This is a genomic window from Achromobacter sp. SIMBA_011, from assembly GCF_046535435.1.
GTDB classification, from domain to species: Bacteria; Pseudomonadota; Gammaproteobacteria; order Burkholderiales; family Burkholderiaceae_B; genus Achromobacter; species Achromobacter dolens.
In genome coordinates this window covers 507,410-529,460 of the sequence record NZ_JAWRWN010000004.1, presented here as the reverse complement: position 1 = coordinate 529,460, position 22,051 = coordinate 507,410, and the positions used below count along the sequence as shown (strand labels likewise).

General features: G+C 67.0%; 25 protein-coding genes. 11 read left to right on the top strand and 14 right to left on the bottom strand.

What is annotated here, in order from left to right:
• Positions 1–17: 17 nt before the first annotated feature.
• The 7 genes from radC (at position 18) to SB816_RS18110 (ending at position 6,190) form a co-directional block, all read left to right on the top strand.
• Complete coding sequence (gene radC / locus SB816_RS18140; RefSeq protein ID WP_054501425.1) at positions 18–695, top strand: RadC family protein; 678 nt, start codon at positions 18–20, stop codon at positions 693–695.
• A 92-nt stretch (positions 696–787) separates the two neighbouring features.
• Entirely contained in the window at positions 788–1,417 is a 630-nt protein-coding gene (gene kynB, locus SB816_RS18135) for an arylformamidase (RefSeq protein WP_054501426.1), read from the top strand.
• Between the two features lie 84 nt (positions 1,418–1,501).
• Positions 1,502–1,624: a hypothetical protein gene (locus tag SB816_RS18130; RefSeq protein WP_258955704.1), complete on the top strand. Its 123-nt coding sequence runs from the start codon at positions 1,502–1,504 to the stop codon at positions 1,622–1,624.
• Positions 1,621–2,469, top strand: coding sequence for a tryptophan 2,3-dioxygenase (gene kynA / locus SB816_RS18125; RefSeq protein WP_054501427.1), 849 nt, complete (start codon positions 1,621–1,623; stop codon positions 2,467–2,469). Before SB816_RS18130 ends, kynA begins: the two co-directional genes overlap by 4 nt.
• Positions 2,470–2,665: 196 nt before the next feature.
• Positions 2,666–2,932, top strand: coding sequence for a type B 50S ribosomal protein L31 (locus SB816_RS18120; RefSeq protein WP_006388310.1), 267 nt, complete (start codon positions 2,666–2,668; stop codon positions 2,930–2,932).
• 124 nt (positions 2,933–3,056) lie between these two features.
• The gene (locus SB816_RS18115) at positions 3,057–4,787 is read left to right on the top strand and encodes an ArnT family glycosyltransferase (RefSeq protein WP_064526913.1); all 1,731 of its coding nucleotides are present in this window, start codon (positions 3,057–3,059) and stop codon (positions 4,785–4,787) included.
• Positions 4,784–6,190 (top strand): MATE family efflux transporter, encoded by a 1,407-nt coding sequence (locus SB816_RS18110; protein ID WP_144655016.1) that lies wholly within the window; start codon positions 4,784–4,786, stop codon positions 6,188–6,190. Before SB816_RS18115 ends, SB816_RS18110 begins: the two co-directional genes overlap by 4 nt.
• A gap of 109 nt (positions 6,191–6,299) precedes the next feature.
• Here the strand turns inward: SB816_RS18110 and paaK are convergent, their stop codons facing one another.
• From paaK to paaA, 9 genes are all read right to left on the bottom strand, one after another.
• Positions 6,300–7,616, bottom strand: coding sequence for a phenylacetate--CoA ligase PaaK (gene paaK / locus SB816_RS18105; protein ID WP_049072393.1), 1,317 nt, complete (start codon positions 7,614–7,616; stop codon positions 6,300–6,302).
• A gap of 93 nt (positions 7,617–7,709) precedes the next feature.
• The gene (gene paaI / locus SB816_RS18100; RefSeq protein WP_049072392.1) at positions 7,710–8,183 is read right to left on the bottom strand and encodes a hydroxyphenylacetyl-CoA thioesterase PaaI; all 474 of its coding nucleotides are present in this window, start codon (positions 8,181–8,183) and stop codon (positions 7,710–7,712) included.
• Positions 8,183–8,971 (bottom strand): 2-(1,2-epoxy-1,2-dihydrophenyl)acetyl-CoA isomerase PaaG, encoded by a 789-nt coding sequence (gene paaG, locus SB816_RS18095; protein ID WP_054484665.1) that lies wholly within the window; start codon positions 8,969–8,971, stop codon positions 8,183–8,185. The genes paaI and paaG overlap by 1 nt, the downstream gene beginning before the upstream one ends.
• 15 nt (positions 8,972–8,986) lie before the next feature.
• The gene (paaN, locus tag SB816_RS18090) at positions 8,987–10,651 is read right to left on the bottom strand and encodes a phenylacetic acid degradation protein PaaN (RefSeq protein WP_410547350.1); all 1,665 of its coding nucleotides are present in this window, start codon (positions 10,649–10,651) and stop codon (positions 8,987–8,989) included.
• A 45-nt stretch (positions 10,652–10,696) separates the two neighbouring features.
• On the bottom strand, positions 10,697–11,785 hold the full coding sequence (paaE, locus tag SB816_RS18085; protein ID WP_054501431.1) for a 1,2-phenylacetyl-CoA epoxidase subunit PaaE: 1,089 nt from the start codon (positions 11,783–11,785) through the stop codon (positions 10,697–10,699).
• A 14-nt stretch (positions 11,786–11,799) separates the two neighbouring features.
• Positions 11,800–12,306, bottom strand: coding sequence for a 1,2-phenylacetyl-CoA epoxidase subunit PaaD (gene paaD / locus SB816_RS18080; protein ID WP_144655014.1), 507 nt, complete (start codon positions 12,304–12,306; stop codon positions 11,800–11,802).
• Entirely contained in the window at positions 12,303–13,067 is a 765-nt protein-coding gene (paaC, locus tag SB816_RS18075; protein ID WP_020924565.1) for a 1,2-phenylacetyl-CoA epoxidase subunit PaaC, read from the bottom strand. Before paaC ends, paaD begins: the two co-directional genes overlap by 4 nt.
• A 15-nt stretch (positions 13,068–13,082) precedes the next feature.
• A complete protein-coding gene (gene paaB / locus SB816_RS18070; protein ID WP_006388300.1) occupies positions 13,083–13,367 on the bottom strand; it encodes a 1,2-phenylacetyl-CoA epoxidase subunit PaaB in 285 nt (94 codons plus the stop codon).
• 89 nt (positions 13,368–13,456) lie between these two features.
• Positions 13,457–14,446: a 1,2-phenylacetyl-CoA epoxidase subunit PaaA gene (gene paaA / locus SB816_RS18065; RefSeq protein ID WP_049072388.1), complete on the bottom strand. Its 990-nt coding sequence runs from the start codon at positions 14,444–14,446 to the stop codon at positions 13,457–13,459.
• 172 nt (positions 14,447–14,618) lie between these two features.
• On the opposite strand from paaA, the gene paaX reads away from it, so the two are divergent.
• Complete coding sequence (paaX, locus tag SB816_RS18060; RefSeq protein WP_175167624.1) at positions 14,619–15,548, top strand: phenylacetic acid degradation operon negative regulatory protein PaaX; 930 nt, start codon at positions 14,619–14,621, stop codon at positions 15,546–15,548.
• Between the two features lie 9 nt (positions 15,549–15,557).
• Here the strand turns inward: paaX and SB816_RS18055 are convergent, their stop codons facing one another.
• Complete coding sequence (locus SB816_RS18055) at positions 15,558–16,190, bottom strand: NAD(P)H-hydrate epimerase (protein WP_175167623.1); 633 nt, start codon at positions 16,188–16,190, stop codon at positions 15,558–15,560.
• A gap of 36 nt (positions 16,191–16,226) precedes the next feature.
• Positions 16,227–16,772, bottom strand: a complete 546-nt coding sequence (gene orn / locus SB816_RS18050) for an oligoribonuclease (RefSeq protein ID WP_026382789.1) — start codon at positions 16,770–16,772, stop codon at positions 16,227–16,229.
• A 76-nt stretch (positions 16,773–16,848) separates the two neighbouring features.
• Here orn and SB816_RS18045 point away from each other — a divergent pair, with 76 nt between their 5' ends.
• Entirely contained in the window at positions 16,849–18,099 is a 1,251-nt protein-coding gene (locus SB816_RS18045) for a M48 family metallopeptidase (protein WP_410547349.1), read from the top strand.
• Positions 18,096–19,058: a ribosome small subunit-dependent GTPase A gene (gene rsgA / locus SB816_RS18040; RefSeq protein WP_082401858.1), complete on the top strand. Its 963-nt coding sequence runs from the start codon at positions 18,096–18,098 to the stop codon at positions 19,056–19,058. The genes SB816_RS18045 and rsgA overlap by 4 nt, the downstream gene beginning before the upstream one ends.
• Positions 19,059–19,109: 51 nt before the next feature.
• Here rsgA and SB816_RS18035 read toward each other — a convergent pair whose 3' ends face one another.
• Positions 19,110–19,841 (bottom strand): CoA pyrophosphatase, encoded by a 732-nt coding sequence (locus tag SB816_RS18035; protein WP_054501435.1) that lies wholly within the window; start codon positions 19,839–19,841, stop codon positions 19,110–19,112.
• A gap of 124 nt (positions 19,842–19,965) precedes the next feature.
• A complete protein-coding gene (gene rplS, locus SB816_RS18030) occupies positions 19,966–20,346 on the bottom strand; it encodes a 50S ribosomal protein L19 (protein ID WP_006218237.1) in 381 nt (126 codons plus the stop codon).
• Between the two features lie 234 nt (positions 20,347–20,580).
• Between rplS and SB816_RS18025 the strand changes: the two genes are divergently transcribed.
• Positions 20,581–21,453 (top strand): DMT family transporter, encoded by an 873-nt coding sequence (locus SB816_RS18025; RefSeq protein ID WP_054501436.1) that lies wholly within the window; start codon positions 20,581–20,583, stop codon positions 21,451–21,453.
• Between the two features lie 82 nt (positions 21,454–21,535).
• Here SB816_RS18025 and SB816_RS18020 read toward each other — a convergent pair whose 3' ends face one another.
• A complete protein-coding gene (locus SB816_RS18020; protein WP_054501437.1) occupies positions 21,536–21,997 on the bottom strand; it encodes a hypothetical protein in 462 nt (153 codons plus the stop codon).
• Between the last annotated feature and the right edge of the window lie 54 nt (positions 21,998–22,051).

Genomic DNA, 22,051 nt, shown 5'->3' with positions numbered 1-22,051 from the left:
TGATTTTAGAGCCTCTTATGAAATTGTCTGTCCGGGTGTCGAAACACGACCGTCCCCGCGAGCGCCTGCTGCGCCTGGGCGCCTCGGCGTTACAAAATACCGAACTGCTCGCCATCGCCCTGCGCACCGGGGTGCCCGGGCTGAACGTGCTGGATCTATCCAGCCAGTTGCTGGACCGCTTCCGCGGCCTGCGCGGGCTGCTGGGAGCCACCCCGGAAGAGCTGCTGACCGTGCCCGGCCTGGGCACGGCCAAGGCCTGCGCCCTGGCGGCGATCCTGGAACTGGCCAAGCGCGCCATCGAGGAGGAACTGACGCTCGCCAGCACCCTCGATCATCCGTCGCGAGTGAAACAATATTGCAAGGTTACGCTGGCCCACCGCCGGGTCGAACACTGCATCGCGCTCTACCTGGACAGCCAGTTGCGGCTGATCGCCAGCGGCGAACTGGCCCGCGGCACGCTGTCCCAAGCCTCGGTGTACCCGCGCGAGGTGGTGCGCGAGGCCCTTCGCCATCACGCGGCGGCGCTCATCATCGCCCACAACCACCCATCCGGCCTGGCCCAGCCCAGCGCGGCGGACCTGGCGTTCACGCGCCACCTCAAGCAGGCGCTGGCGCTGGTCGACATCGCCCTGGTCGACCACCTGATCGTCGCTGGCGACGACGTCTCCTCGATGGCGGAACACGGCCGCCTCTGACGGGCTGCGCGTGCGGCGGGAATTCGTTAGACTACGGCCCGATATTGTTTTAGGCTTAACCTAATTTCCGCTTCCGCGACCGCGCGCCTTCCATGAAACGCCTGTGGGATATCTCCCCTCCCGTCTCCACGGCCTCGCCCGTGTTTCCTGGCGATACCCCGTATCGCCAGCAATGGAAGTGGTCGCTCGAGCCCGGCTGTCCCGTCAACGTCAGCGAAATCACGATGTCGCCGCACGTCGGCGCGCACGCCGATGCGCCGCTGCACTACCAGAACGGCGGCGCCGCCATCGGCGCGGTCTCGCTCGAACCCTTTCTTGGCCCCTGTCGCGTCATCCACGCCATCGACTGCGGGCCGCTGATCACCCCGGAGCACCTGCTCCACGCCGCCGACAACCTGCCCCCGCGCATCCTGGTGCGCACCGCCAAGCACGCCGCGCAGGAATGGTGGACGGACGACTTCTCGGCCTACGCGCCCCAGACCATCGAATGGCTGGCCGAACGCGGCGTCATGCTGATCGGGCTGGACACCCCCAGCATCGACCCCGCATCCAGCAAGACCCTGGACAGCCATCACGCCATCCTGCGGCATGACATGCGAGTACTGGAGAATCTGGTGCTCGACGATGTGCCGCAGGGCGATTACGAACTGATCGCACTGCCGCTGGCTTTGATCCAGGCTGATGCCAGCCCGGTGCGCGCCGTCCTGCGCGAATTGGGCTGAAACACCGGCCACGGGCCGGCCGTGCGCAACGCGGCGCGACCTGCACGCCGCCCGCCCGGCCGTCCCCATTCGAGAAGCAAGATCATGACCACACCGCTCCACCCGCGCATGGCGCTGGCCTGCGCCCGCCTGCCGTTCACCGGCTGGCGCAGCCTGCCCGCGTCCGCCCGCCGCGCCGCGCCGCCCTGCCAGGGAGGCCTCGCATGAGCCAAGCCCAACGCCCCGAAGACATCGTCCACGAGGAAAAAGCGCAACTGGATTTCACGCGCGACATGACCTACGGCGATTACCTGCACCTGGACGAACTGCTGGGCGCGCAGCACCCGCTGTCGCCCGAGCACAACGAAATGCTGTTCATCATCCAGCACCAGACCAGCGAACTCTGGATGAAGCTGATGCTGCACGAGCTGCGCGGCGCCATCGCCAATCTGGCGGCGGACCGTCCGCAACCGGCATTCAAGATGCTGGCGCGGGTCAGCAAGATCATGGAACAGCTCGTCCACGCCTGGGACGTGCTGGCGACCATGACGCCGCCCGAGTACTCCGCCCTGCGCCCCTATCTGGCGCGCTCCAGCGGCTTCCAGAGCTACCAGTACCGCCAGATCGAATTCCTGCTGGGCAACAAGAACGCCGCCATGCTCAAGCCGCATGCGCACCGCGCCGACCTGCTGGCGCAGGTGCAGCGTGCCTATGAAGCGCCGTCGCTATATGACGAATCGCTGCGCCTGCTGGCGCGGCACGGCGTGGCGGTCCCCGCCGACCGCCTGGAGCGCGACTGGACCCAGCCCTACCAGGCCTCGGAAGGCGTCGAGCAGGCTTGGCTGACGGTCTACCGCGACACCGAGCGCTACTGGGACCTGTACCAACTGGGCGAAAAGCTGACCGACCTGGAAGACGCCTTCCGCCTGTGGCGTTTCCGCCACGTCACCACGGTCGAGCGCGTCATCGGCTTCAAGCGCGGCACCGGCGGCACTTCTGGCGTGGATTACCTGCGGCGCATGCTGGAAGTGGTGCTGTTCCCGGAAATCTGGAAACTGCGCACCGATCTGTGATCGGCGATATCATCCGTCCCCAGATGAAAAGCCGGGCGCTCCCTGACAGAGCGCCCGGATTGCGTGCCGCTGCCGGCGATTCCCATGCTAGAATGCACAGTTACTTTTCGGATACGTGGCAAGAACGCCTGAAAGCGGTTCGTGCTGGCGACCCTAACTTTTGACATGACTCCCTTGGGAGTCCTAGGAAAGCACCATGAAAGAAGGCATTCACCCCGAATACCGCGAAGTCGTCTTCGCCGACCTGCAAACGGGCAGCAAGTTCATCACCCGCTCGACCGTCCAGACGCGTGAAACCATCGAACTCGATGGCAAGACGTACCCGCTCTTCAAGTGCGACGTGACCTCCGAATCGCACCCGTTCTACACGGGCGCCCAGACGCGTATCGTCGAAACCGGCCGCGTGGAAAAGTTCCGCGCCCGTTTCGCCCGCACCGCCGGCACGGTCAAGTCCGCTTCCTGATCCTGTCGCTCCTACGGGAGTCACAGCAAAAAGGCAGCCTCCGGGCTGCTTTTTTTTCCCCTGACCCTGCCCGTCGGCAACCCGGGGGCTGGCGCTTCCCGATCTCTCGGTTACATTAACGCCCGTGTCCCCACTTTCCATTTCCACTCCGGCCCGGCTGACGTCCGTGGCCACCGCGAAACTGCCCAGGCTGATCCTGCTGGGGCTGGCCCTGGCGTATATCGTCGCCGGCCTGTTCATGCGCGACCCGTGGAAGACCGACGACGCGGTCGGGCTGGCGACGATGATCACCGCCATCCGCGAAGGCGGGATCACCTGGCTGCTGCCGCAAGTGGGGCACCTGGCGCATGCCGAGGAAGGTCCGCTGATCACCTGGATCGGCGCGATCAGCATCTGGCTGTTCGGCCCCCTCATCGGCGACATCACCGCCGGTCGCCTGCCCAATTTGCTGTGGTTTGGCGTGACGGCCATGAGCGTCTGGTACGGCACCTACCTGCTCGGCCGCCGCGCCGAAGCCCAGCCGCTGGCGCTGCCCTTCGGTGGCGAACCGGAGCCGCGCGACTACGGCCGCATGCTGGCCGACGCCGCCCTGCTGCTGTTGCTGGCCACGGTCGGCATCCTGCAGCGCACCCATGAAACCACGGTGGTGCCCGCCATCATGGCGTGCCAGGCGCTGGCCTTCTATTCGCTGGCGCGCACCGTGGACCGCCCCGTCACCGGCTCGACCACGCTGGGCATCGCATTGGCGGCCAGCTTCCTCACGCGCGGCTGGATCGGCGCCCTGCCGATCATGGTCGCCGCCCTGCTCGCGTTCTATCCGCGCGGGCCGCTCTGGAAATGCAAGCGCTGGCTGCCCTGGGCCGCGCTGGTCGCCGCCGTCCTGATCCTGGCCTGGTGGATCCCGGCCAGCCAGAGCAGCGAATACTGGATCCGCAACTGGAAGACCTGGAACCTGGCGTCCTTCGCCGTGCCCACCTTGCACGATGTGGGCCGCACGCTGCGCGACCTGCCCTGGTACCTGTGGCCGACCTGGCCGCTGGCCCTGCTGGCCATCTGGCGCTGGCGCGCCTGGATCTATGCGCCGCACATCTGGGTGCCGCTGATGCTGCTGATCTGCTCGGCCCTGGTGCTGTTCGGGCTGGACGAGGCAAGCGACTCCGAATACGTGCTGCTGGCCGTGCCTTGCGCGGTGCTGGGGGCGTTCTCGCTGCCGACCCTGCGGCGCGGCGTGGTCAACACGCTGGACTGGTTCGCCGTGATGTGTTTTTCGCTGACCGCCGCCACCGCGTGGCTCGGCTGGATCGCCCTGCACTTTCACTGGCCGGCGCAGATCGCCCGGAACATCGGCCGCCAGACCACCGGCTACGAGCCCGTCATTTCCTGGACCGCCTTCGCCCTGGGCGTGGCCTTCACCATCGGCTGGATCGCGCTGGTGGTCTGGCGCCTGCGGGTCAAGCCCCAGGCGTTGTGGCGCGGCACCGTGCTATCGGCCGGCGGCCTGACCGTTACCTGGATCCTGCTGGTGCTGCTGTGGCAGCCGGCGGTCGACTACGCCCGCAGCTACCGCACGGTATCCGGCGAACTGGCGCAGGCAATTGAACAGAACATCCGGCCGGGCGAATGCGTGCGCGGCCTGAGCCTGGGCAGCGGACAGCGCGCCTCGTTCCTGATCTTCAACAACCTGACGTTCACGTTCGATTCGAAGTGCACGCTGGTGCTGCAGCAGACCACCAACCAGAGCTTGCGCGACAACACCGCCGCCTACAGCGACAGCGCCGACGTGCTGTGGCAAGGCGGGCGCCGCGCCGATCGCCAGGAAGTGTTCCGCCTGCTGCGAGTCGGCCCCACCCGATGACGCCTGCCCAACCGGCGGCGCCCGGTTTCGGCGCCACCCTGCGCAACATCGCCAAACAGGCGTGGCCGGTCCTGGTGAGCCAATGGGCCGGCATCTCGTTCGGCGTCCTCGATACCGCCATGACCGGCCACGCCAGCGCCAACGACCTGGCGGCGATGGCGCTGTCCGCGTCGATCTACATCACCGTGTTCGTGGGCCTGATGGGCGTGGTCCACGCCCTCATCCCGATCCTGGCGCAGCACTTCGGCGCCGGCAACAATCGCGAAGTCGGCCGTAGTTGGGGCCAGGGCGTGTGGCTGGCGCTGGGCCTGTCAGCGGTGGGCGCCATCCTGATGCTGTTCCCGAACTTCTGGCTGTCGATGTCCGGCAACGTCGATCCCGGGGTGCGCGAGCGCATCGCCTCGTACCTGCGCGCGCTGATCCTGGCACTGCCGGCCGCGCTGGTGTTCCGCACCATCTACGCGCTCGGCACCTCGGTGTCGCGGCCCAAGCTGGTGATGGCGATCAATCTCACCGCCATCGGCTTCAAGGCCTTCTTCAACTGGCTGTTCATCTACGGCAGCCTGGGCCTGCCGGCGATGGGCGCCACCGGCGCCGGGCTGGCCACCGCCGTGGTCTCGTGGATGAGCCTGGGGCTGGGCCTGTGGGTCATCACCCACGACCGCTATTACCGCCGCTTCCACCTGCACGTCGGCCGGCCCGACTGGAAGACGCTGAAAGAACTGCTGCGGCTGGGCATCCCCATGGGCGGTTCGTATCTGGTGGAAGTCTCGGCCTTCACGTTCATGGCCCTGCTGGTGGCGCGCGAGGGCACTTTCGTGACTGGCGGCCACCAGATCATGTCGAACCTGGCCGCGCTGTGCTACATGATGCCGATGGCACTGGGCGTGGCCACCGCCGCACTGACGGCGCAGGCGATCGGCGCGGGCAACCTCGCGCATGCCCACCGCACCGGCATGGCGGGCCTGGCGCTGGGGCTGATGGGCGCCCTGCTGACCGCGGTAGTACTACTGGCAGGTCGCCCGCTGATCCTGGCGGCCTACACCGATAATTCCCAGGTGGCCGCGGTGGCGACCACGCTGCTGGCGGTGCTGCCGCTGTTCCACCTGTTCGACTCCATGCAGTGCATCAACTCCTACCTGCTGCGCGCCTACAAGGTGGCGGTGGTGCCGCTGCTGCTGCAGACGGTGGCACTGGCCGGCGTCGGCCTGGTCGGCGGCTGGTGGTTCGGTTTCGGACCGGGGCGCGGTGGCCTGGACGGGCTGCGCGAGATCCTGGTGCCCGGCTCGCCGCAGGGGGCGGGCAGCATGTGGCTGATGGCTATGGTCGGTCTGGCGCTGTCGGCCACGCTGCTGCACTTCTGGTACCGCCACATCGTGCGCGACGTGGCGCGGCAGGCCTGACGGCGCGCCCGACGGGCAGCGACGGCGCGAAAAAAAGCAGCCCGAGGGCTGCTTTTTCATGGCGATGTGGCCGCCGCGCCCGTTGCCGGCGGCGGGACCCGCAGCGCGCTCAGCCCTTGGGACGCTTGTCGATCACACGGCGGGCCTTGCCGGTCAGCGTGCGCTCGACGTGGCCGGCGTCCGACACCTGGATGCGGGCGCTGACGCCGATGTGCGTCTTGACCGCATGCTGCAGTTGCTTGCCCAGCGCGGCGCGCTCGGCGTCCGACAGGGTCGAGAACTCGGCGCGGACTTCCGTCAGGATCTCGAGCTCGTCCATGTTGCCGGTGCGCGACAGCACCAACTGATAATGCGGCGCCAGTTGCGCGATCTTGAGCACCAGTTCCTCGACCTGGGTCGGGAACATGTTCACGCCGCGCACGATCAGCATGTCGTCGCTGCGGCCGGTGATCTTGCCGATGCGGCGCATGCTGCGCGCGGTGGGCGGCAACAGGCGGGTCAGGTCGCGGGTGCGGTAGCGGATGATGGGCATCGCTTCCTTGGTGAGCGAGGTGAACACCAGTTCGCCCGGCTCGCCGTCCGCCACGGGCTCACCCGTATCCGGATTGATGATCTCGGCGTAGAAGTGGTCTTCCCACACCACCGGGCCGTCCTTGGTCTCGACGCACTCGCTGGCCACGCCCGGGCCCATCACTTCGGACAGGCCGTAGATGTCGACCGCGTCGATGCCGGCCTCGGCCTCGATATCGGCGCGCATCTGCCCGGTCCAGGGCTCGGCGCCGAAGATGCCGATGCGCAGCGAACTTTGACGCGGATCAATCCCCTGGCGGCGCTGCTCCTCCAGAATATTGCAGAAATAGGAGGGCGTGACCATGATGATGTCCGGACGGAAATCGTTGATCAGTTGCACCTGCTTTTCGGTCTGCCCGCCCGACATCGGGATGACGGTGCAACCCAGGCGTTCGGCGCCGTAATGCGCGCCCAGGCCGCCCGTGAACAGGCCGTAGCCGTAGGCCACGTGCACCGTGTCGCCGGGCTTGCCGCCGGCCGCGCGGATCGAGCGCGCCACCAGGTTGGCCCAGTTGTCCAGGTCGCGCTGGGTGTAGCCCACCACGGTCGGCTTGCCGGTCGTGCCGCTGGAGGCGTGGATGCGCGAAATGCGCTCGCGCGGCACCGCGAACATGCCGAACGGATAGTTCTCGCGCAGTTCCTTCTTGGTGGTGAAGGGGAACTTCGAAATGTCGGACAACTGCTTCAGGTCGTCCGGATGCACGCCGATCTCGTCGAACGCCTTCTTGTAGTGCGGCACGTTCTCGTAGGCGTGCTTGAGCGACCACTTCAGGCGCTCGAGCTGCAGCGCGCGCAGCTCATCCTGGCTGGCATGCTCGATGGGGTCCAGCCCCGGCTTGCTCATGGTGTTGGACATGGTTATCTCTCTCCTGGAATGCATCCTCCGATCCGGGGGGCGCGCCGCGCGCCCGCCTCGGCCGGTGGTCTTGTCTCTGGTTGGTTGACGCGTTCAAGCCTCGGCCGGCGTGCCGACGATCTGCCCCTTGATGCGATAGGATCGGCCACGGAACAGGGCGACATTGCGGCCATCCTGGTTGGTGACCGTCACGTCGTACACCCCGGTGCGCCCGGCCAGCGAGCGCTCCTGCGCCACCGCGGTCAGCAGGTCGCCCTCGAAGCCGGGGGCCAGGTAATCGATGGTGCAGCCCGACGCCACGGTGCTGACGTTGCGCGAATTGCAGGAAAAGGCGAAGGCGCTGTCGGCCAGCGCGAAGATGAAGCCGCCATGGCAGGTCTTGTGGCCGTTGAGCATGTCGGGACGGACCCGCATGGTCAGGCGCGCATAGCCGGGCGCCATTTCCTCGACCTTCATGTCCAGGCCTTGCGAGGCCGCGTCGCCGGCATACATCACCGTGCCCACGGCCTGCGCCAGTTCCTGCGGATCGGTCGGCGCCTCCACGGGCGGAACGTGCGTGCTGCTCATCATTGCCCCTTGAACTGCGGTTCACGCTTGCCCAGGAACGCGGCCACGCCTTCGGCGTAGTCGGCGCTGCGGCCCAGTTCGCGCATCATGTCGCGCTCCAGGTCCAACTGGGTCGCCAGGTCATTGCCCAGGCTGGCCTGCAAGGCGCGCTTGGTGAAGGCCAGGCCCTTGGTCGGCGCGCGCGAGAAATGTTGCGCCAGGTTTTCCAGGGTCGTGTCGAACGCGTCGTCGGCCACGCATTGCCAGATCAGGCCCCAGGCCTCGGCCTGGCGCGCGCTGAGCTTGTCGCCCAGCATCGCCAGCCCCATGGCGCGGGCACGGCCGACCAGGCGCGGCAGCACGAAGGTGCCACCCGTGTCTGGGATCAGACCTAGCTTGCAGAACGACTGGATGAAGTTGGCCGATTCCTTGGCGATGACGATGTCGCCGGCGAAGGCCAGGTTGGCGCCCGCCCCCGCCGCCACGCCATTGACCCCGACCACCACCGGCATCGGCAGCGCGTTCAGGCGCCGCACCAGCGGCGCGTAGAACTTGTCGACGGTCTCGCCCAGGTCGGGCGGCGTGCCGTCGGGCGCGGGTTTGCGCTCGCTCAGGTCCTGGCCGGCGCAGAAGCCGCGGCCGGCGCCGGTAAGCACCAGCACGCGCGCGCCCTCGGTCTCGACGCGGGTCAGCGCATCCGCCACTTCAGCGTGCATGTTGGCGGTGAAGCTGTTGAGCTTGTCCGGACGGTTCAGCGTCAGGCGGGCGATGCCGTCGGCCAGTTCGAATTGGATGTCTTGATAGGTCATGTCCCGTTCCACCGTTCAAATATGGCGGCGCGTCTGCACCACGCGGAAGCGGTTGGACACGTAGGCCGAGTCGGACAGCGCCGCATTGGCCGCCGGATTGGCGCCGGTGCCGTGGAAGTCGCTGAATGCCGCGGTCTGGTTGACGAACACCGCGCCGGTCAGGTTCAGCGACAGCGACACGCCGGACTCTTCCGCCGCTTCCTGCACCTGCTCGGCCACCTCGTTGCTGGTGGTGTAGGCCGACAGCGACAGCGCGCCGTGCTCGATCACGCTGTCGCGCGCGATCTGGATGCTGTGCGCGGTGGAATCGGTGGCGACCACGAAGGCGATCGGGCCGAACCATTCCTGGCTGATGGCGGGGTTGCCGGCCTCGGTGCGCAGCAGCAGCGGCGTGCGCACGCGGGCGTTCTCGAACTGCGGGTGCGTCAGCGCCTTGCTGTCGGCCACCACCGGCAGGCCCAGCGCGCGCGCCTTCTCGATGCGTTCGACGATGCCTTCGTTCTGGATCGCGCCGGTCAGCTCGACGGCCTTGGCGGCGTCGGCGCCGAGCTTGTCGACCGCGGCGCCCAGGGCGGCGGCGACCTCATCGAAGCTGACGCGGCCTTCCGGCGTCTGGATGCCGTCGCGCGGCACGTAGATGTTCTGCGGCGCCGTGCACATCTGGCCCGAATACAACGCCAGCGAGAACGCCAGGTTGCGCGCCACGCCCTTCAGATCGGCGGCCGAATCGATGATGACCTGGTTGACGCCGGCCTTCTCGGTGTAGACCAGCGCCTGGCGGGCATTGTTCTCCAGCCAGTCGCCGTTGGCGGTGCTGCCGGTGAAGTCGATGATCTTGACCGCGGGATCCAGCGCGAGCTGGCGCGCGGTGTCTTCCTCGGCGGTATGCGCGGCCAGCAGCACCACGTCTGGGTCGAAGCCGGCTTCCTGCAGCACTTCGCGCGCCACCTTGACGGTCAGCGCCAGCGGCAGGATCGCGCCCGGGTGCGGCTTGACGATGACGGTGTTGCCGGTCGCCAGGCTGGCGAACAGGCCGGGGTAGCCGTTCCAGGTCGGGAAGGTCGAGCAGCCGATCACCAGCGCCACGCCGCGCGGCACCACGGTGAAGTGCTTTTCCATGCGGATGGGATCGTTCTTGCCCTGCGGCTTTTCCCAGATGGCGACGCCGGGGATGCGCGACATTTCCTGCCAGGCGTAGGCCACGGCCTCGAAGCCGCGGTCCTGCGCGTGCGGGCCGCCGGCCTGGAAGGCCATCATGAAGCCCTGGCCGGTGGTGTGCTGCACGGCGTAGGCCATCTCGAAGCTCAGCTTGTTCAGGCGCGCCAGGATTTCCAGCGACACGCCCACCCAGGCCTGCGGGCCGGCGCGGCGCCAGTCCTGCAGCGCGCGCTTGGATGCGGCCACCAGCTTGGCGGCGGGCACGTGCGGATAGGTGATGCCCAGGTCGAAGCCGTAGGGCGACTTTTCGCCGCCGACGGTGCCGTCGGCGTCATGCAGGTTCAGCGGGAACGGCTTGCCGCGCAGCGCCTCGAAGGCGGCGCGGCCGTCGTCATTGGCGGTCTCGCCATAGTTGCGGGGGCTGGGCGACTCGGCGAACGGGCTCCAGTAGCCGCGCAGCGCGGCGGCGGCCAGGGCTTGTTCCAGCAGGGGCTGATGGCGTTCGAAGAATTTCTGGGACACTGCGTCTCTCCAAATGGAATGGGGGTCTGACTGGCGCGCGCCGGGTCAGGTTTCCTGGTCGAAGTCGATCACCAGGCGGTCGCTGACCGGAAAGCTCTGGCAGCTCAGGATAAAGCCTCGCGCCACTTCGTAGTCTTCCAGGGCGAAGTTGGCATCCATGTCCACTTCGCCCTCGACCACCTTGCAGCGGCAGGTGGAACACACCCCGCCCTTGCACGAATACGGCAGCTCAATGCCTTGCGCCAGCGCCGAATCCAGCACGCTGTCTTTGTTCTTGTCGATCACGAACTTGCGGCTGTGGCCGTCCTGCACCACGGTCACCTCGCATTGGCCCTTGCCGGGCGCCTGGCGGGCGTCCTGCCCCGTGCGCAACGCGCGCGGCCCCTTCGGGGCGCCGAACAGTTCGAACTTGATGTTCGCCTTCGGAATGCCGCGGGCCTGCAGTCGCTCGACCACGCTCTCGGTCATGGTCTGCGGACCGCAGACAAAAGCGTAGTCGATATCCTCGGGGCTCATCCAGGCCGACATCAACTGGTCGACCTTGTCGCCGTCCAGGCGGCCGTTGAACAGCTCGATATCCTGGGTTTCGCGGCTCATGACGTAGACCAGCGAGAAGCGGTCCATGTACAGGTTCTTCAGGTCCTCGATCTCTTCGCGGAACAGCACGGCCGACGAGGCGCGGTTGCCGAAGAACAAGGTGAACTTGCTGTTCGGCTCCGTCGACAGCGCGGTCTTGACCAGCGAGAACACCGGGGTGATGCCGCTGCCGACGGCGAATGCCACGTAGTGGCGCTGGTTTTCAGGCGAGAAGTCGACGGTGAAGTTGCCGGCCGGCGCCATCACTTCCAGGGTCTGGCCCGGCTGCAGCTCGTGGTTGGCCCAGCTCGAGAAAACGCCCTCGTCGACCTTCTTGATCGCCACGCGCAGCAGCTTGTCGCGCGGCGCCGAACAGATCGAATAGGAACGGCGCAGTTCCTCGCCGTTGAGCTGCGTGCGCAGCGTCAAATATTGGCCCGGCAGGAAGGCGAATTCATCGGCCAGCGTGTCGGGCAGGTCGAATGTCACGACCACCGCGTCGCGCGTGTTGCGCGCCACCGAGGCCACTTTCAGGGGGTGGAATTGGTTCAGGCTCATTCTCGAAACCACTCTCAGTGAGTCTTGAAGTAATCGAACGGCTCGCGGCAGCTTACGCAGCGGTACAGCGCCTTGCACGAGGTCGATCCGAAATTGCTGACCAGGCGCGTGTCGCGCGAACCGCAGCGCGGGCACTCGATGGCGGGCCCGGCATTGCGCCGGCTGATGCCCGAGATGTCGATGGCCTGTTGCGCGGGCGCGGCGATGCCATAGTCCTTGAGCGCGGCGCGGCCCTTCTCGCTCATCCAGTCGGTGGTCCAGGCGGGCGACAGGCGCGTCTCGACGCGCACCTCGCCGATGCCGTGGCGCGCCAGCACCTGGCGGATGTCTTCGGTGATCTCGCGCATCGCGGGGCAGCCGGAGTAGGTCGGCGTGATGACGACGACGCAGGCGTCACCCTCGAACGCGACGTCCCGCACCACGCCCAGGTCCACCACCGACAGCACGGGGATCTCCGGATCGGGGACCTCCTGCAGCCAGGCGTAGACCTGCTCGATGGACGCGGGCGCGACGGCGTTCACCACTTGGCTCCCGGATAGGCGCGCGGCAGGTACTGCATTTCCGCCAGCACGTAGCCCAGTTCCTCGGTGTGACGGCCCTGGCGGCCGCCACGGTGGGCCGGGTGGTTTGCGGCGGCGGAGTCCGGCACGGTCAGCGTGGCTTCCTCGAGCACTTCGCGCACATGCTGTTCCCACGGCGCGCGCAGCGCGGCCAGCTCACAGCCGATGCCGCGCGCCGCCATGTCCTGGTCGATCGCGTCGTCGGTGAACAGCTCGCCGGTGAAGCGCCAGGCGTCGTCGATCGCCGCCTGCATCCTGGCGTGGCTGGTCTCGGTGCCATCGCCCAGGCGCACCACCATGTCCGACGAACGGCGCACGTGGTAGGTCACTTCCTTGAGCGACTTGGCGGCGATGCCGGCCACGCGCTCGTCCGACGATTGCGCCAGGCGCTGCAAGAGGAAGTAGTGCCAGACGTCGAACAGGAACTGGCGCGCCATGGTGTCGGCATAGTTGCCGTTGGGCCGTTCGACCAGCAGCGCATTGTGGAACTGATGGGCATCGCGCAGATAGGCCAGCGCGTCCTCGTCGCGGCCGGCGCCTTCCACCTCGCCGGCCAGCGTCAGCCACATGCGGGCCTGGCCCAGCAGGTCGAGCGCGGTGTTGGTCAGCGCCAGGTCCTCTTCCAGGATCGGGCCGTGGCCGGTCCAGGCGCCCAGGCGTTGCGACAGGATCAGCGTGGTGTCGCCCAGGCGCAGCAGGTATTCGAAGAAAGTCTTGTCCATGTCTCCCCCGCCGCCTTACATGTGCTTGATTTCTTCAGGCATCGGAAAGAACGTGGGATGCCGGTAGACCTTGCTGTTGGCCGGCTCGAACAAGGGATCCTTGTCGCCCGGGCTGCTGGCGGAAATGTCGGAAGCCCGCACCACCCAGATGCTCAGGCCTTCGTTGCGGCGGGTGTAGACGTCGCGGGCGTGGTTGATCGCCATTTCGGCGTCGGGCGCGTGCAGGCTGCCGACGTGCTTGTGCGCCAGGCCGTGCTGGCTGCGGATGAACACTTCCCACAGAGGCCAGTCTTTGCTCATGATGGATATCCTCGGATGCCGGGCGCGCGTGGCGCCCCGGGTATTGGATGGGTAAGGAGTTGGAAGGCCGGGCGCCGCCCGGCCAAGGCTCAGGCCGCCTTGCGCTCGGCCTGCTTGTCGGCGTAGGCGACCAGCGCCTCGCGCACCCAGGCGCCGTCTTCGTGCGCCTTGACGCGCGCCGCCAGGCGCTCGCGGTTGCACGGGCCATTGCCCTTTAGCACGGCGTAGAACTCGGCCCAGTCGATTTCGCCGAAGTCGTAGTGGCCGCGCTCGGCGTTCCACTTCAGTTCGGGATCGGGAATGGTCAGGCCCAGGTATTCGGCCTGCGGCACGGTCTGGTCGACCATCTTCTGGCGCAGCTCGTCGTTGGAGAAGAGCTTGATCTTCCAGGCCATCGACTGGGCGCTGTTGGGAGAGTCGGCATCCGACGGGCCGAACATCATGAGGGCCGGCCACCACCAGCGGTTCAGCGAGTCCTGCACCATGGCCTTCTGTTCGGGCGTGCCGTGCAGGCACATCTGCATCAGCAGGTCGTAGCCCTGGCGCTGGTGGAAGGACTCCTCCTTACAGACGCGCACCATGGCGCGGGCGTAGGGACCGTAGGAGCAACGGCACAGCGGGATCTGGTTGATGATGGCCGAGCCGTCGACCAGCCAGCCGATCATGCCGATATCGGCCCAACTGAGCGTGGGGTAATTGAAGATGCTGGAGTACTTGGCGCGGCCGGCATGCAGGTCGTCGATCAGGTCGTCGCGCGACACGCCCAGGGTCTCGGCGGCGCTGTAGAGGTAGAGGCCGTGGCCGGCTTCGTCCTGCACCTTGGCCAGCAGGATGGCCTTGCGCTTGAGCGACGGGGCGCGCGTGATCCAGTTGCCTTCGGGCAGCATGCCCACGATTTCGGAGTGGGCGTGCTGCGAGATCTGGCGCACCAGGGTCTTGCGGTAGGCCTCGGGCATCCAGTCCTTGGCCTCGATCCGCACGCCTTCGTCGATGCGGCGCTGGAACGTCTGTTCACGGCCTTCGAGCTGGTCCGCGGTCTTGACCTGCTTGACGCCGGTTTCGACGAGTTGAGCGTACATGGTTGTCTCCTTGAGACGGTTTGCGATAGCGCAAAGCAAACGCCGCGCAGGGCCGTCATGTCATAGGCGGATTATTTAATACAAAAAATCCATTGTCAAACTCAAATCTGTATCACATTGGATTTATGTATCATATTGAGGATCCCGATATCGGCCCCTTGCGGCCCCCCTTATGGCAAACCCTCAGTCGCCCCTGGACCGTTACCTGTCCCGCCTCATCAAGAGCGATCCACCGCGCGCCAAATCGCTTTGCGTCAGCTTGCTGGGGGACGCCCTGGCGCCCCATGGCGGCGCCATCTGGCTCGGCGACCTGATCGAATTGCTGGCGCCCCTGGGCATCAACGAGCGCCTGCTGCGCACCAGCGTGTTCCGGCTGGTCGCGCAGAACTGGCTGCAATCCGAACGCCATGGCCGCCGCAGCCTGTATCTGATCTCCGAGCAGGGCCTGCGCCACACGGCGCATGCGTCGCAGCGCATTTACGAAGGCGCGCCGCGGGAGTGGAGCGGAGAATGGACGCTGGTGGCGCTACCGCGCACTGGCAATGGCCTGGCCGAGCGCGCGGAACTGCGTCGCGAGCTGGTGTGGGAAGGATTCGGCATGGTCGCGCCCGGGCTGTTCGCCCATCCGCACACCGAGGCGCGCGCGGCGCACGACATCCTCGAAAAGCTGGGCATTCCGGACAAGGCGCTGGTGCTGTCGGCGCGCGATCTGGCGGGCGCCGGCGGCCTGCCGATCGCGAGCCTCGCGTCGCAATGCTGGAACCTGGAAGACGTGGCCGAGCAATACCGGCAGTTCAGCCGGAATTTCGGGCCACTGGAAAAACTGCTGGAAACGCCGCCAACGCCTTCCGACGCGTTCATCGCGCGGGTCATGCTGCTGCACAATTGGCGCCGGATCGTGTTGCACGATCCGCAGCTACCCGGCCCGATGCTGCCGGATAACTGGCCCGGCCACGCGGCGCGCGAACTCTGCGGCCGCATCTACTGGCAGGTGTTCGACGCCTCGGAAGCCCACCTGGGCGCCCTGGCCGGCCGCGACAACGAACGCTACGTGCCACTGGCCGCCGACATCGCCACGCGCTTCGGCGGACGTCCGGCGTAAGACAGCGGCTCAGCCGCCGTCGCCGGCTTGCGGTATCGCCACGCCCAACGCGTCAACATGGGATTCGCCAACGGCAAGCGCCGCGCCGGGCTGAGTGAGGCCCCTGGCCCGGGCGATGAAAGATAGTGTCCAACGAGCAAGGATCGGGCGCCCCAGCCTCGCCCCGGTGTCGGCATCCAGGCCGCTGGGCACGTCAAGCGCCAGGATCGGCACTCCCCAGCCATTGACCTGATCGACCAGCGCCTGCCAATCAGCCCCCAGGGGACGGTTCAGGCCGATACCAAACAGCCCATCGATGACCAGATCCGGCGCCCGCTGCGAGTCGAGGGCGATTTCGGTCGAACCGCCTGCGGCGATCCAACCCGCGTAGGCGCGGGCGGCGTCGGCGGGCAGGCCCTGCGCGCCCTTGGGCATCACGACCCGCACCTCAAACCCCATTTGCCGCAGGTCCGTCGCCGCCACCAGGGCATCGCCGCCATTGTTGCCGGGCCCGGCCAGCGCCAGCACCGAGGCGCCGGGCGGCACGCGCGCGGCCACGAAGCGGGCCGCGGCGGCGCCCGCCAGCGGCATCAGGCGCCGGCCCTCGGCCAATGCCTGGCGCTCGGCGGCCCGGATCCGGGCGACGGGATGGGAGCTTGGCATGGCGATTGGCGGGCGAGGCCGCCACGTCGGGGCGGTTTACACCTTCAGGAAGTGTTCGCGGTAATACTTCAGTTCGTCGATCGATTCATAGATGTCGGCCAACGCCTCGTGACGGCTCTTCTTCTCGAAACCCTTGTACACGGCCGGCGCCCAGCGGCGCGCCAGTTCCTTGAGCGTGCTGACATCCAGGTTGCGGTAGTGGAAGAACTGTTCCAGGCGCGGCATGTAAGCAAACATGAATCGGCGGTCCTGGCTGATGGTGTTGCCGCACAGAGGCGACTTGCCGGCCGGCACGTGCTGCGCAAGAAACGCCAACAGCGTATCCTCTGCCTGCGCCTCGGAAATTGTCGATGCGCGGACCTTGTCGATCAGGCCGCTCTTGCCATGAGTGGATTTGTTCCAGTTGTCCATGGCGTCGAGCAGGCTGTCGGACTGGTGCACAACCAGCACGGGGCCTTCGGCGACCACGGTCAGGTCGGCCTCGGTCACCACCACGGCGACCTCGATGATGCGTTCTTTTTCAGGGTCCAGGCCGGTCATTTCCATGTCGAGCCAGACCAGGCGGTTTTCGTTCACAGCCATATAATTTGCCTATAAAAGACGCGATTTTCAAACCCGCGATTTTCGCACATACCCATTTGAGCCGGCCGCATCGCCCATGTTCACATTGCTGTTCGTTGCCTTCCTGCTGACCGATATTGCCGTGCGCATGTGGCTGGCCAGTCGCCAGATCCGCCACGTGGCGCGCCATCGCGACCAGGTGCCGCCGGAATTCTCCCACCGGATCGGCCTGGCGAGCCATCAGCGCGCCGCCGATTACACGGTCGCCAGGGTCAGGCTGGGCATGTTCGAACGCACCTATGATGCCATCCTGCTGATCTGCCTGACGCTGATGGGCGGCCTGCAGGTCATCGACATGTGGGTAGGCCAGCTTACCAGCAACGACTTCCTGCGCCAGATGTTGCTGCTGGTGGCCGTGGCGCTGCTGCTGGGCCTGCTGGGGTTGCCCTTCACGCTGTGGCGGCAATTCAAGCTGGAAGCCCGCTTCGGTTTCAACCGCATGACGCCCGAGCTGTTCATCTCCGACGCGGCCAAGGGGCTGCTGGTGGCGGCGGTGCTGGGGCTGCCGCTGGCGGCCGCGGTGCTGTGGCTGATGGGCAGCGCGGGCCAGTACTGGTGGATCTGGGCCTGGGCGCTGTGGACGGTGTTCAACCTGGCGCTGCTCATCGTCTATCCGATGTTCATCGCGCCGCTGTTCAACAAATTCACCCCACTGTCCGATCCGGAGCTGGCCGGCCGTATCCAGCGCCTGGCGCAGCGCTGCGGCTTTGCGCTCAACGGCCTGTTCGTGATGGACGGCTCGCGCCGTTCCGCCCACGGCAACGCCTATTTCACCGGCTTCGGCCGCTCGCGCCGCATCGTGTTCTTCGACACGCTGCTGGCGCGCCTGAACGCCGACGAGATCGAGGCCGTGCTGGCCCACGAACTGGGCCATTTCGCCAAGCGCCACATCATCAAGCGCATCGTCTTCAGCTTCGCTGCCGCGCTGGGCTTTTTCGCCATCCTGGGCTGGGTCGCCCAGCAACCCTGGTTCTACGTCGGCCTGGGGGTACTGCCCCAACTGGGCGGCCGCAACGACGCCATGGCGCTGCTGCTGTTCTTCCTGGCCATCCCCGTTTTCACCTTCGTCTTCACGCCGCTGGCCAGCTGGTATTCGCGCCGCGACGAGTTCGAGGCCGACCGCTACGCGGCCGAGCAGAGCTCGCCCGATCGCCTTGTCTCCGCCCTGGTCAAACTCTACGACGACAACGCCGCCACCCTGACGCCCGATCCCGTGCACTCCGCCTTCTACGACAGCCACCCCCCCGCCGCCGTGCGCATCCGCCACCTGACGGCGCCCGCGGCATGAGCATGAACGACCGGAACAAGACCGCCTTCCAGGACGCGCCCCAGGCGGGCGGGCGCGGCGACGCCGCCAACGAAGGCCGCATCATCGCGGCGCATGGCCGTCACTACACCGTCGAGCTGGCCGATGGCAGCCTGCGCAAGTGCTTCCCCCGCGGCAAGAAAGCCGGCGCGACAGTCGGCGACCGCGTCCGCATCACGCCCCAGGGTCTGGACGAGGGCGCCATCGATGCGATCCTGCCGCGGCGCAATCTGCTGTACCGCTCCGACGAAATGCGGTCCAAGCAGTTCGCCTCCAACGTCGACCAGTTGCTGATCGTGGTGGCGGTGCAGCCGACCTTCTCCGACGATCTCACCGGCCGCGCGCTGGCCGGCGCCTGGAGCGCCGGCATCGCGCCGTTGATCATCCTGAACAAGACCGACATCGTCGACGCCCTGCCCGCGGCCCGCGCCCGCCTGGCGCCAATCGCCGCGCTCGGCGTGGACATCATCGAACTGAGCGCGCTCGAACCCGAAAAGGTCCACGCGCTGCTGGCGCCGCGCCTGGCCGGCCGCACCAACCTGCTGCTGGGACAAAGCGGCATGGGCAAGTCGACGCTGCTGAACGCGCTGGTGCCGGACGCCGCCGCGCCCACCCGCGAGCACTCGACCGCGCTGGACATGGGCAAGCACACCACCACCAGCACCCGCCTCTATCACCTGCCCGCACCGGGCGGCGACCTGATCGACTCGCCGGGGTTCCAGGCCTTCGGCCTGCAACACCTGAGCCGCGAGGACATCATCCGCGGCTTTCCGGAGTTCACCCAGCCGATCGAATCCTGCCGCTTCTACAACTGCACCCATCGCCATGAGCCGGGCTGCGGCGTGGTCGCGGCGCTGGACGCGGGCGCGATCGATCCGGCCCGCTACGCGCTATATCTGCGCATCCTGGACGAGAACCTGGCGGGACAACAGCGGTATTGAGCGACCCGCGAGGCGGCGCACGAGGGGCGCAGCAATCGCGCGCCCGCCTTGTCAACGCGGCTGCAAGCCGTTGCGCAGCAGGTGATAGAGGTTGCGCAGCATGCCGGCGGTGGCGCCCCAGATGAAGTGGCGGCCATAGGGCATGCCGTAATAGTGGCGCACCCGACCATCCTCGAGCCGCGCCTCGTACAGGCGGTGATTGGCCGGGTCCATCAGGAAAGACAGCGGCACCTCGAACACCTCGGCCACTTCGAACGCGTCCGGCGCCAACTGGAAGCCCGGGGTCACCAGCGACACCACGGGAATGATCGAGAAACCGGTGGCCGTCAGGTACGGCGGCATGCTGCCCAACACCTCGACGTGGTTGGCCGGCAGCCCGGTTTCCTCCTGTGCCTCGCGCAACGCCGCGGCGATCGGGGTGGCGTCGCTGGTCTCGATGCGGCCACCCGGAAAGCTGATCTGGCCGGCGTGATCATGCAAATGCGCCGCGCGCTGAGTCAGCATGATGTGCACGCCGTCATCACGGGTCACCAGCGGAATCAGCACGGCCGCCGGCACCGGCGCGCCTTCGCGGCCGGGATAGCGCAGATCGTTGTCGCGCGAGAGCTCAAGCGTCCAGGTGGAAGGCTGGCTGAGCGTGCCGCGCAGCTGGTCGGGCGTGAGCAGGCCGGACGGCACCGCCGGCAGAGAATCGTTGGCGACGACCCAGGGTTGCGACGCCGGATCAAATCCGGGGCGCGCCAATGGCCGTCGCGGCCGAGCGGAAGACGAGGAATCAGACATACGGCTTTTCAAAAAAGAAAAAGGCACCCTCGCAGGTGCCTTTTTAACCCGGAAACCCGTGCCGAACGAAAACGCTGGATGGCGTGTGCGTCCGACACTGGTGGGGCCGTGTGCCGATAAGCGATCAAGCCGCCGAGGCTTGCTTGCTGACCAGCTTTTCCTTGATACGCGCCGACTTGCCCGAGCGGTTGCGCAGGTAGTACAGCTTGGCGCGGCGCACGTCGCCGCGGCGCTTGACTTCGATGCCGGCGATTTGCGGCGAGTAGAGCTGGAACGTACGTTCCACGGCTTCACCCGACGAAATCTTGCGCACGGTGAACGCGGAGTTCAGGCCGCGGTTGCGCTTGGCGATCACGACGCCTTCGAAAGCCTGCACGCGCTTGCGGGTGCCTTCAACGACGTTCACGCTCACGATGACGGTGTCACCGGGAGCAAATTCAGGCTTGGCTTGGCCGCCGGTCAGGCGGGCAATCTCTTCCTGTTCCAGGATAGCGATAAGGTTCATTGAGAACTCCTAGATCATCATGCCTTTGCGGACTAAAGCGCTTTGCCGTTCGATGTTGTTCACGCCTGCCAAAAAGGCCAGGCCATGTACCGCAAGCAGAGGATGAGATTTGGCAAACCAATGATTCTACACCAAAAATTGGCGGATGCCTCAGGTAACATGGCGCCCTGCCCGCAGGTTTGCGGTACCCTAGCGGTTTCTGTAACAAACACGTCATAAGACGCTGTTCCCCTCATGTCGTACTCGTCCCTGTTATTGGTCGTCCTGGCGGCGATGGCCCACGCAACGTGGAATCTGCTTGCCAAGCGCGCGGCCATGGTGGGCGCTCCGTTCGTGTTCGCCTACGGCCTGTGCGCTTCGGTACTGTATGCGCCGTGGGTGATCTGGGTGCTGCTGCACGACGGCATGACCTGGACCTGGCCCGTGGTGGGGGCGATCCTGACATCCAGCCTGTTGCATCTGGGCTACAGCCTGTGCCTGCAGCGCGGCTATCAGGTGGCCGACCTGTCTGTGGTGTACCCGATCGCCCGGGGCACCGGCCCCCTGCTCTCCACGACTGGCGCCTTCCTGCTGCTGCGCGAACCGGCCACCGCCACCGGCATTGCCGGCATGCTCTGCGTGGTGATCGGGGTGCTGCTGATCGCCACCCAGGGACGGCTGGCGATCTTCCGCAACGCGCAGGCCTGGGTGGGCGTGCGCTGGGGCATGGTGATCGGCCTGTTCATCGCCGCCTACACCGTGGTGGATGCCTATGGCGTCAAGGTGCTGCTGATCAGCCCGGTGCTGTTCGACTGGTTCACCTGTGTCACCCGCACCGCGATGATGACCCCGCACATGGTAAAGCGCCGCGCGCAGGCGTGGGAACTGATGCGCGGCCACTGGCATCTGGCCCTGGCGGTGGGACTGCTGTCGCCACTGGGCTACATCCTGGTGCTGTATGCGCTGCGCAATGGCGCGCCGCTGAGCCTGGTGGCGCCGGCGCGGGAAATGTCGATGATGCTGGGCACGCTGGCAGGCATGTTCCTGCTGCGCGAGAAAGTCGGCCCCGGCCGTCTTGCGGGCTGCCTGTCGATCCTGGCGGGCGTCGTGCTGCTGGGCTCGACCTGAAAAGCCCCGGCCCGGTGCTGGAACCGGCGCCACCTTCCGTGCAGCCATCCTGCCGGTTTCGGACTCCGGCGCCGGCCTGCTCTCAAAAGCCGCCGGCCACGCCCAACCACATGAGGGCGGGAATCATCGCGCCCCACGCCAGCACCAGCACCACGTCCACGACCATGCTTTTCACGCTGACCTGATCCGACACCGGTTCGACCGTGGCGTTGCCCAGGCTGCGCTCGCGGGGCGCCTGGACGACGTTGCCGACCGGCAGGGCGTCGACCGCCGCCGGCGGAAACGGCCACCGGCCGGGCAGCGTGCCCGCCCGCTTGCGCGGCTCGACTTCCGCGGGCGTCGCCACGCCGTCAGCGGCGGGCACCGCAAGATCGATGGATACGGCGCCCCTCGCATGGCTGCTCGCCGGCGTGGCCGACCCGGGCATGGCCAGCCCCGCGAAGCGCGCATAGATGGCGCGGGCGCGTTGCGCCGCACGGCGCAGCGGCGTCAGGGAAACAACGGCGAGATCATCCGGCAGGACGGAAAGCTGAGCGGTGTTCATGAGGAACTCCTAATAACGCGATCAAGAACCGCGGCGACACGCCGCGGCGGCGAC

Bases quoted from the DNA above. Each gene is read 5' to 3' on its own strand.
- radC (WP_054501425.1), top strand. From the start codon at position 18: ATGAAATTGTCTGTCCGGGTGTCGAAACACGACCGTCCCCGCGAGCGC.
- kynB (WP_054501426.1), top strand. From the start codon at position 788: ATGAAACGCCTGTGGGATATCTCCCCTCCCGTCTCCACGGCCTCGCCC.
- SB816_RS18130 (WP_258955704.1), top strand. From the start codon at position 1,502: ATGACCACACCGCTCCACCCGCGCATGGCGCTGGCCTGCGCCCGCCTG.
- kynA (WP_054501427.1), top strand. From the start codon at position 1,621: ATGAGCCAAGCCCAACGCCCCGAAGACATCGTCCACGAGGAAAAAGCG.
- SB816_RS18120 (WP_006388310.1), top strand. From the start codon at position 2,666: ATGAAAGAAGGCATTCACCCCGAATACCGCGAAGTCGTCTTCGCCGAC.
- SB816_RS18110 (WP_144655016.1), top strand. From the start codon at position 4,784: ATGACGCCTGCCCAACCGGCGGCGCCCGGTTTCGGCGCCACCCTGCGC.
- paaK (WP_049072393.1), bottom strand. From the start codon at position 7,616: ATGTCCAACACCATGAGCAAGCCGGGGCTGGACCCCATCGAGCATGCC.
- paaI (WP_049072392.1), bottom strand. From the start codon at position 8,183: ATGAGCAGCACGCACGTTCCGCCCGTGGAGGCGCCGACCGATCCGCAG.
- paaG (WP_054484665.1), bottom strand. From the start codon at position 8,971: ATGACCTATCAAGACATCCAATTCGAACTGGCCGACGGCATCGCCCGC.
- paaE (WP_054501431.1), bottom strand. From the start codon at position 11,785: ATGAGCCTGAACCAATTCCACCCCCTGAAAGTGGCCTCGGTGGCGCGC.
- paaC (WP_020924565.1), bottom strand. From the start codon at position 13,067: ATGGACAAGACTTTCTTCGAATACCTGCTGCGCCTGGGCGACACCACG.
- paaB (WP_006388300.1), bottom strand. From the start codon at position 13,367: ATGAGCAAAGACTGGCCTCTGTGGGAAGTGTTCATCCGCAGCCAGCAC.
- paaA (WP_049072388.1), bottom strand. From the start codon at position 14,446: ATGTACGCTCAACTCGTCGAAACCGGCGTCAAGCAGGTCAAGACCGCG.
- paaX (WP_175167624.1), top strand. From the start codon at position 14,619: ATGGCAAACCCTCAGTCGCCCCTGGACCGTTACCTGTCCCGCCTCATC.
- SB816_RS18055 (WP_175167623.1), bottom strand. From the start codon at position 16,190: ATGCCAAGCTCCCATCCCGTCGCCCGGATCCGGGCCGCCGAGCGCCAG.
- orn (WP_026382789.1), bottom strand. From the start codon at position 16,772: ATGGCTGTGAACGAAAACCGCCTGGTCTGGCTCGACATGGAAATGACC.
- SB816_RS18045 (WP_410547349.1), top strand. From the start codon at position 16,849: ATGTTCACATTGCTGTTCGTTGCCTTCCTGCTGACCGATATTGCCGTG.
- rsgA (WP_082401858.1), top strand. From the start codon at position 18,096: ATGAGCATGAACGACCGGAACAAGACCGCCTTCCAGGACGCGCCCCAG.
- SB816_RS18035 (WP_054501435.1), bottom strand. From the start codon at position 19,841: ATGTCTGATTCCTCGTCTTCCGCTCGGCCGCGACGGCCATTGGCGCGC.
- rplS (WP_006218237.1), bottom strand. From the start codon at position 20,346: ATGAACCTTATCGCTATCCTGGAACAGGAAGAGATTGCCCGCCTGACC.
- SB816_RS18025 (WP_054501436.1), top strand. From the start codon at position 20,581: ATGTCGTACTCGTCCCTGTTATTGGTCGTCCTGGCGGCGATGGCCCAC.
- SB816_RS18020 (WP_054501437.1), bottom strand. From the start codon at position 21,997: ATGAACACCGCTCAGCTTTCCGTCCTGCCGGATGATCTCGCCGTTGTT.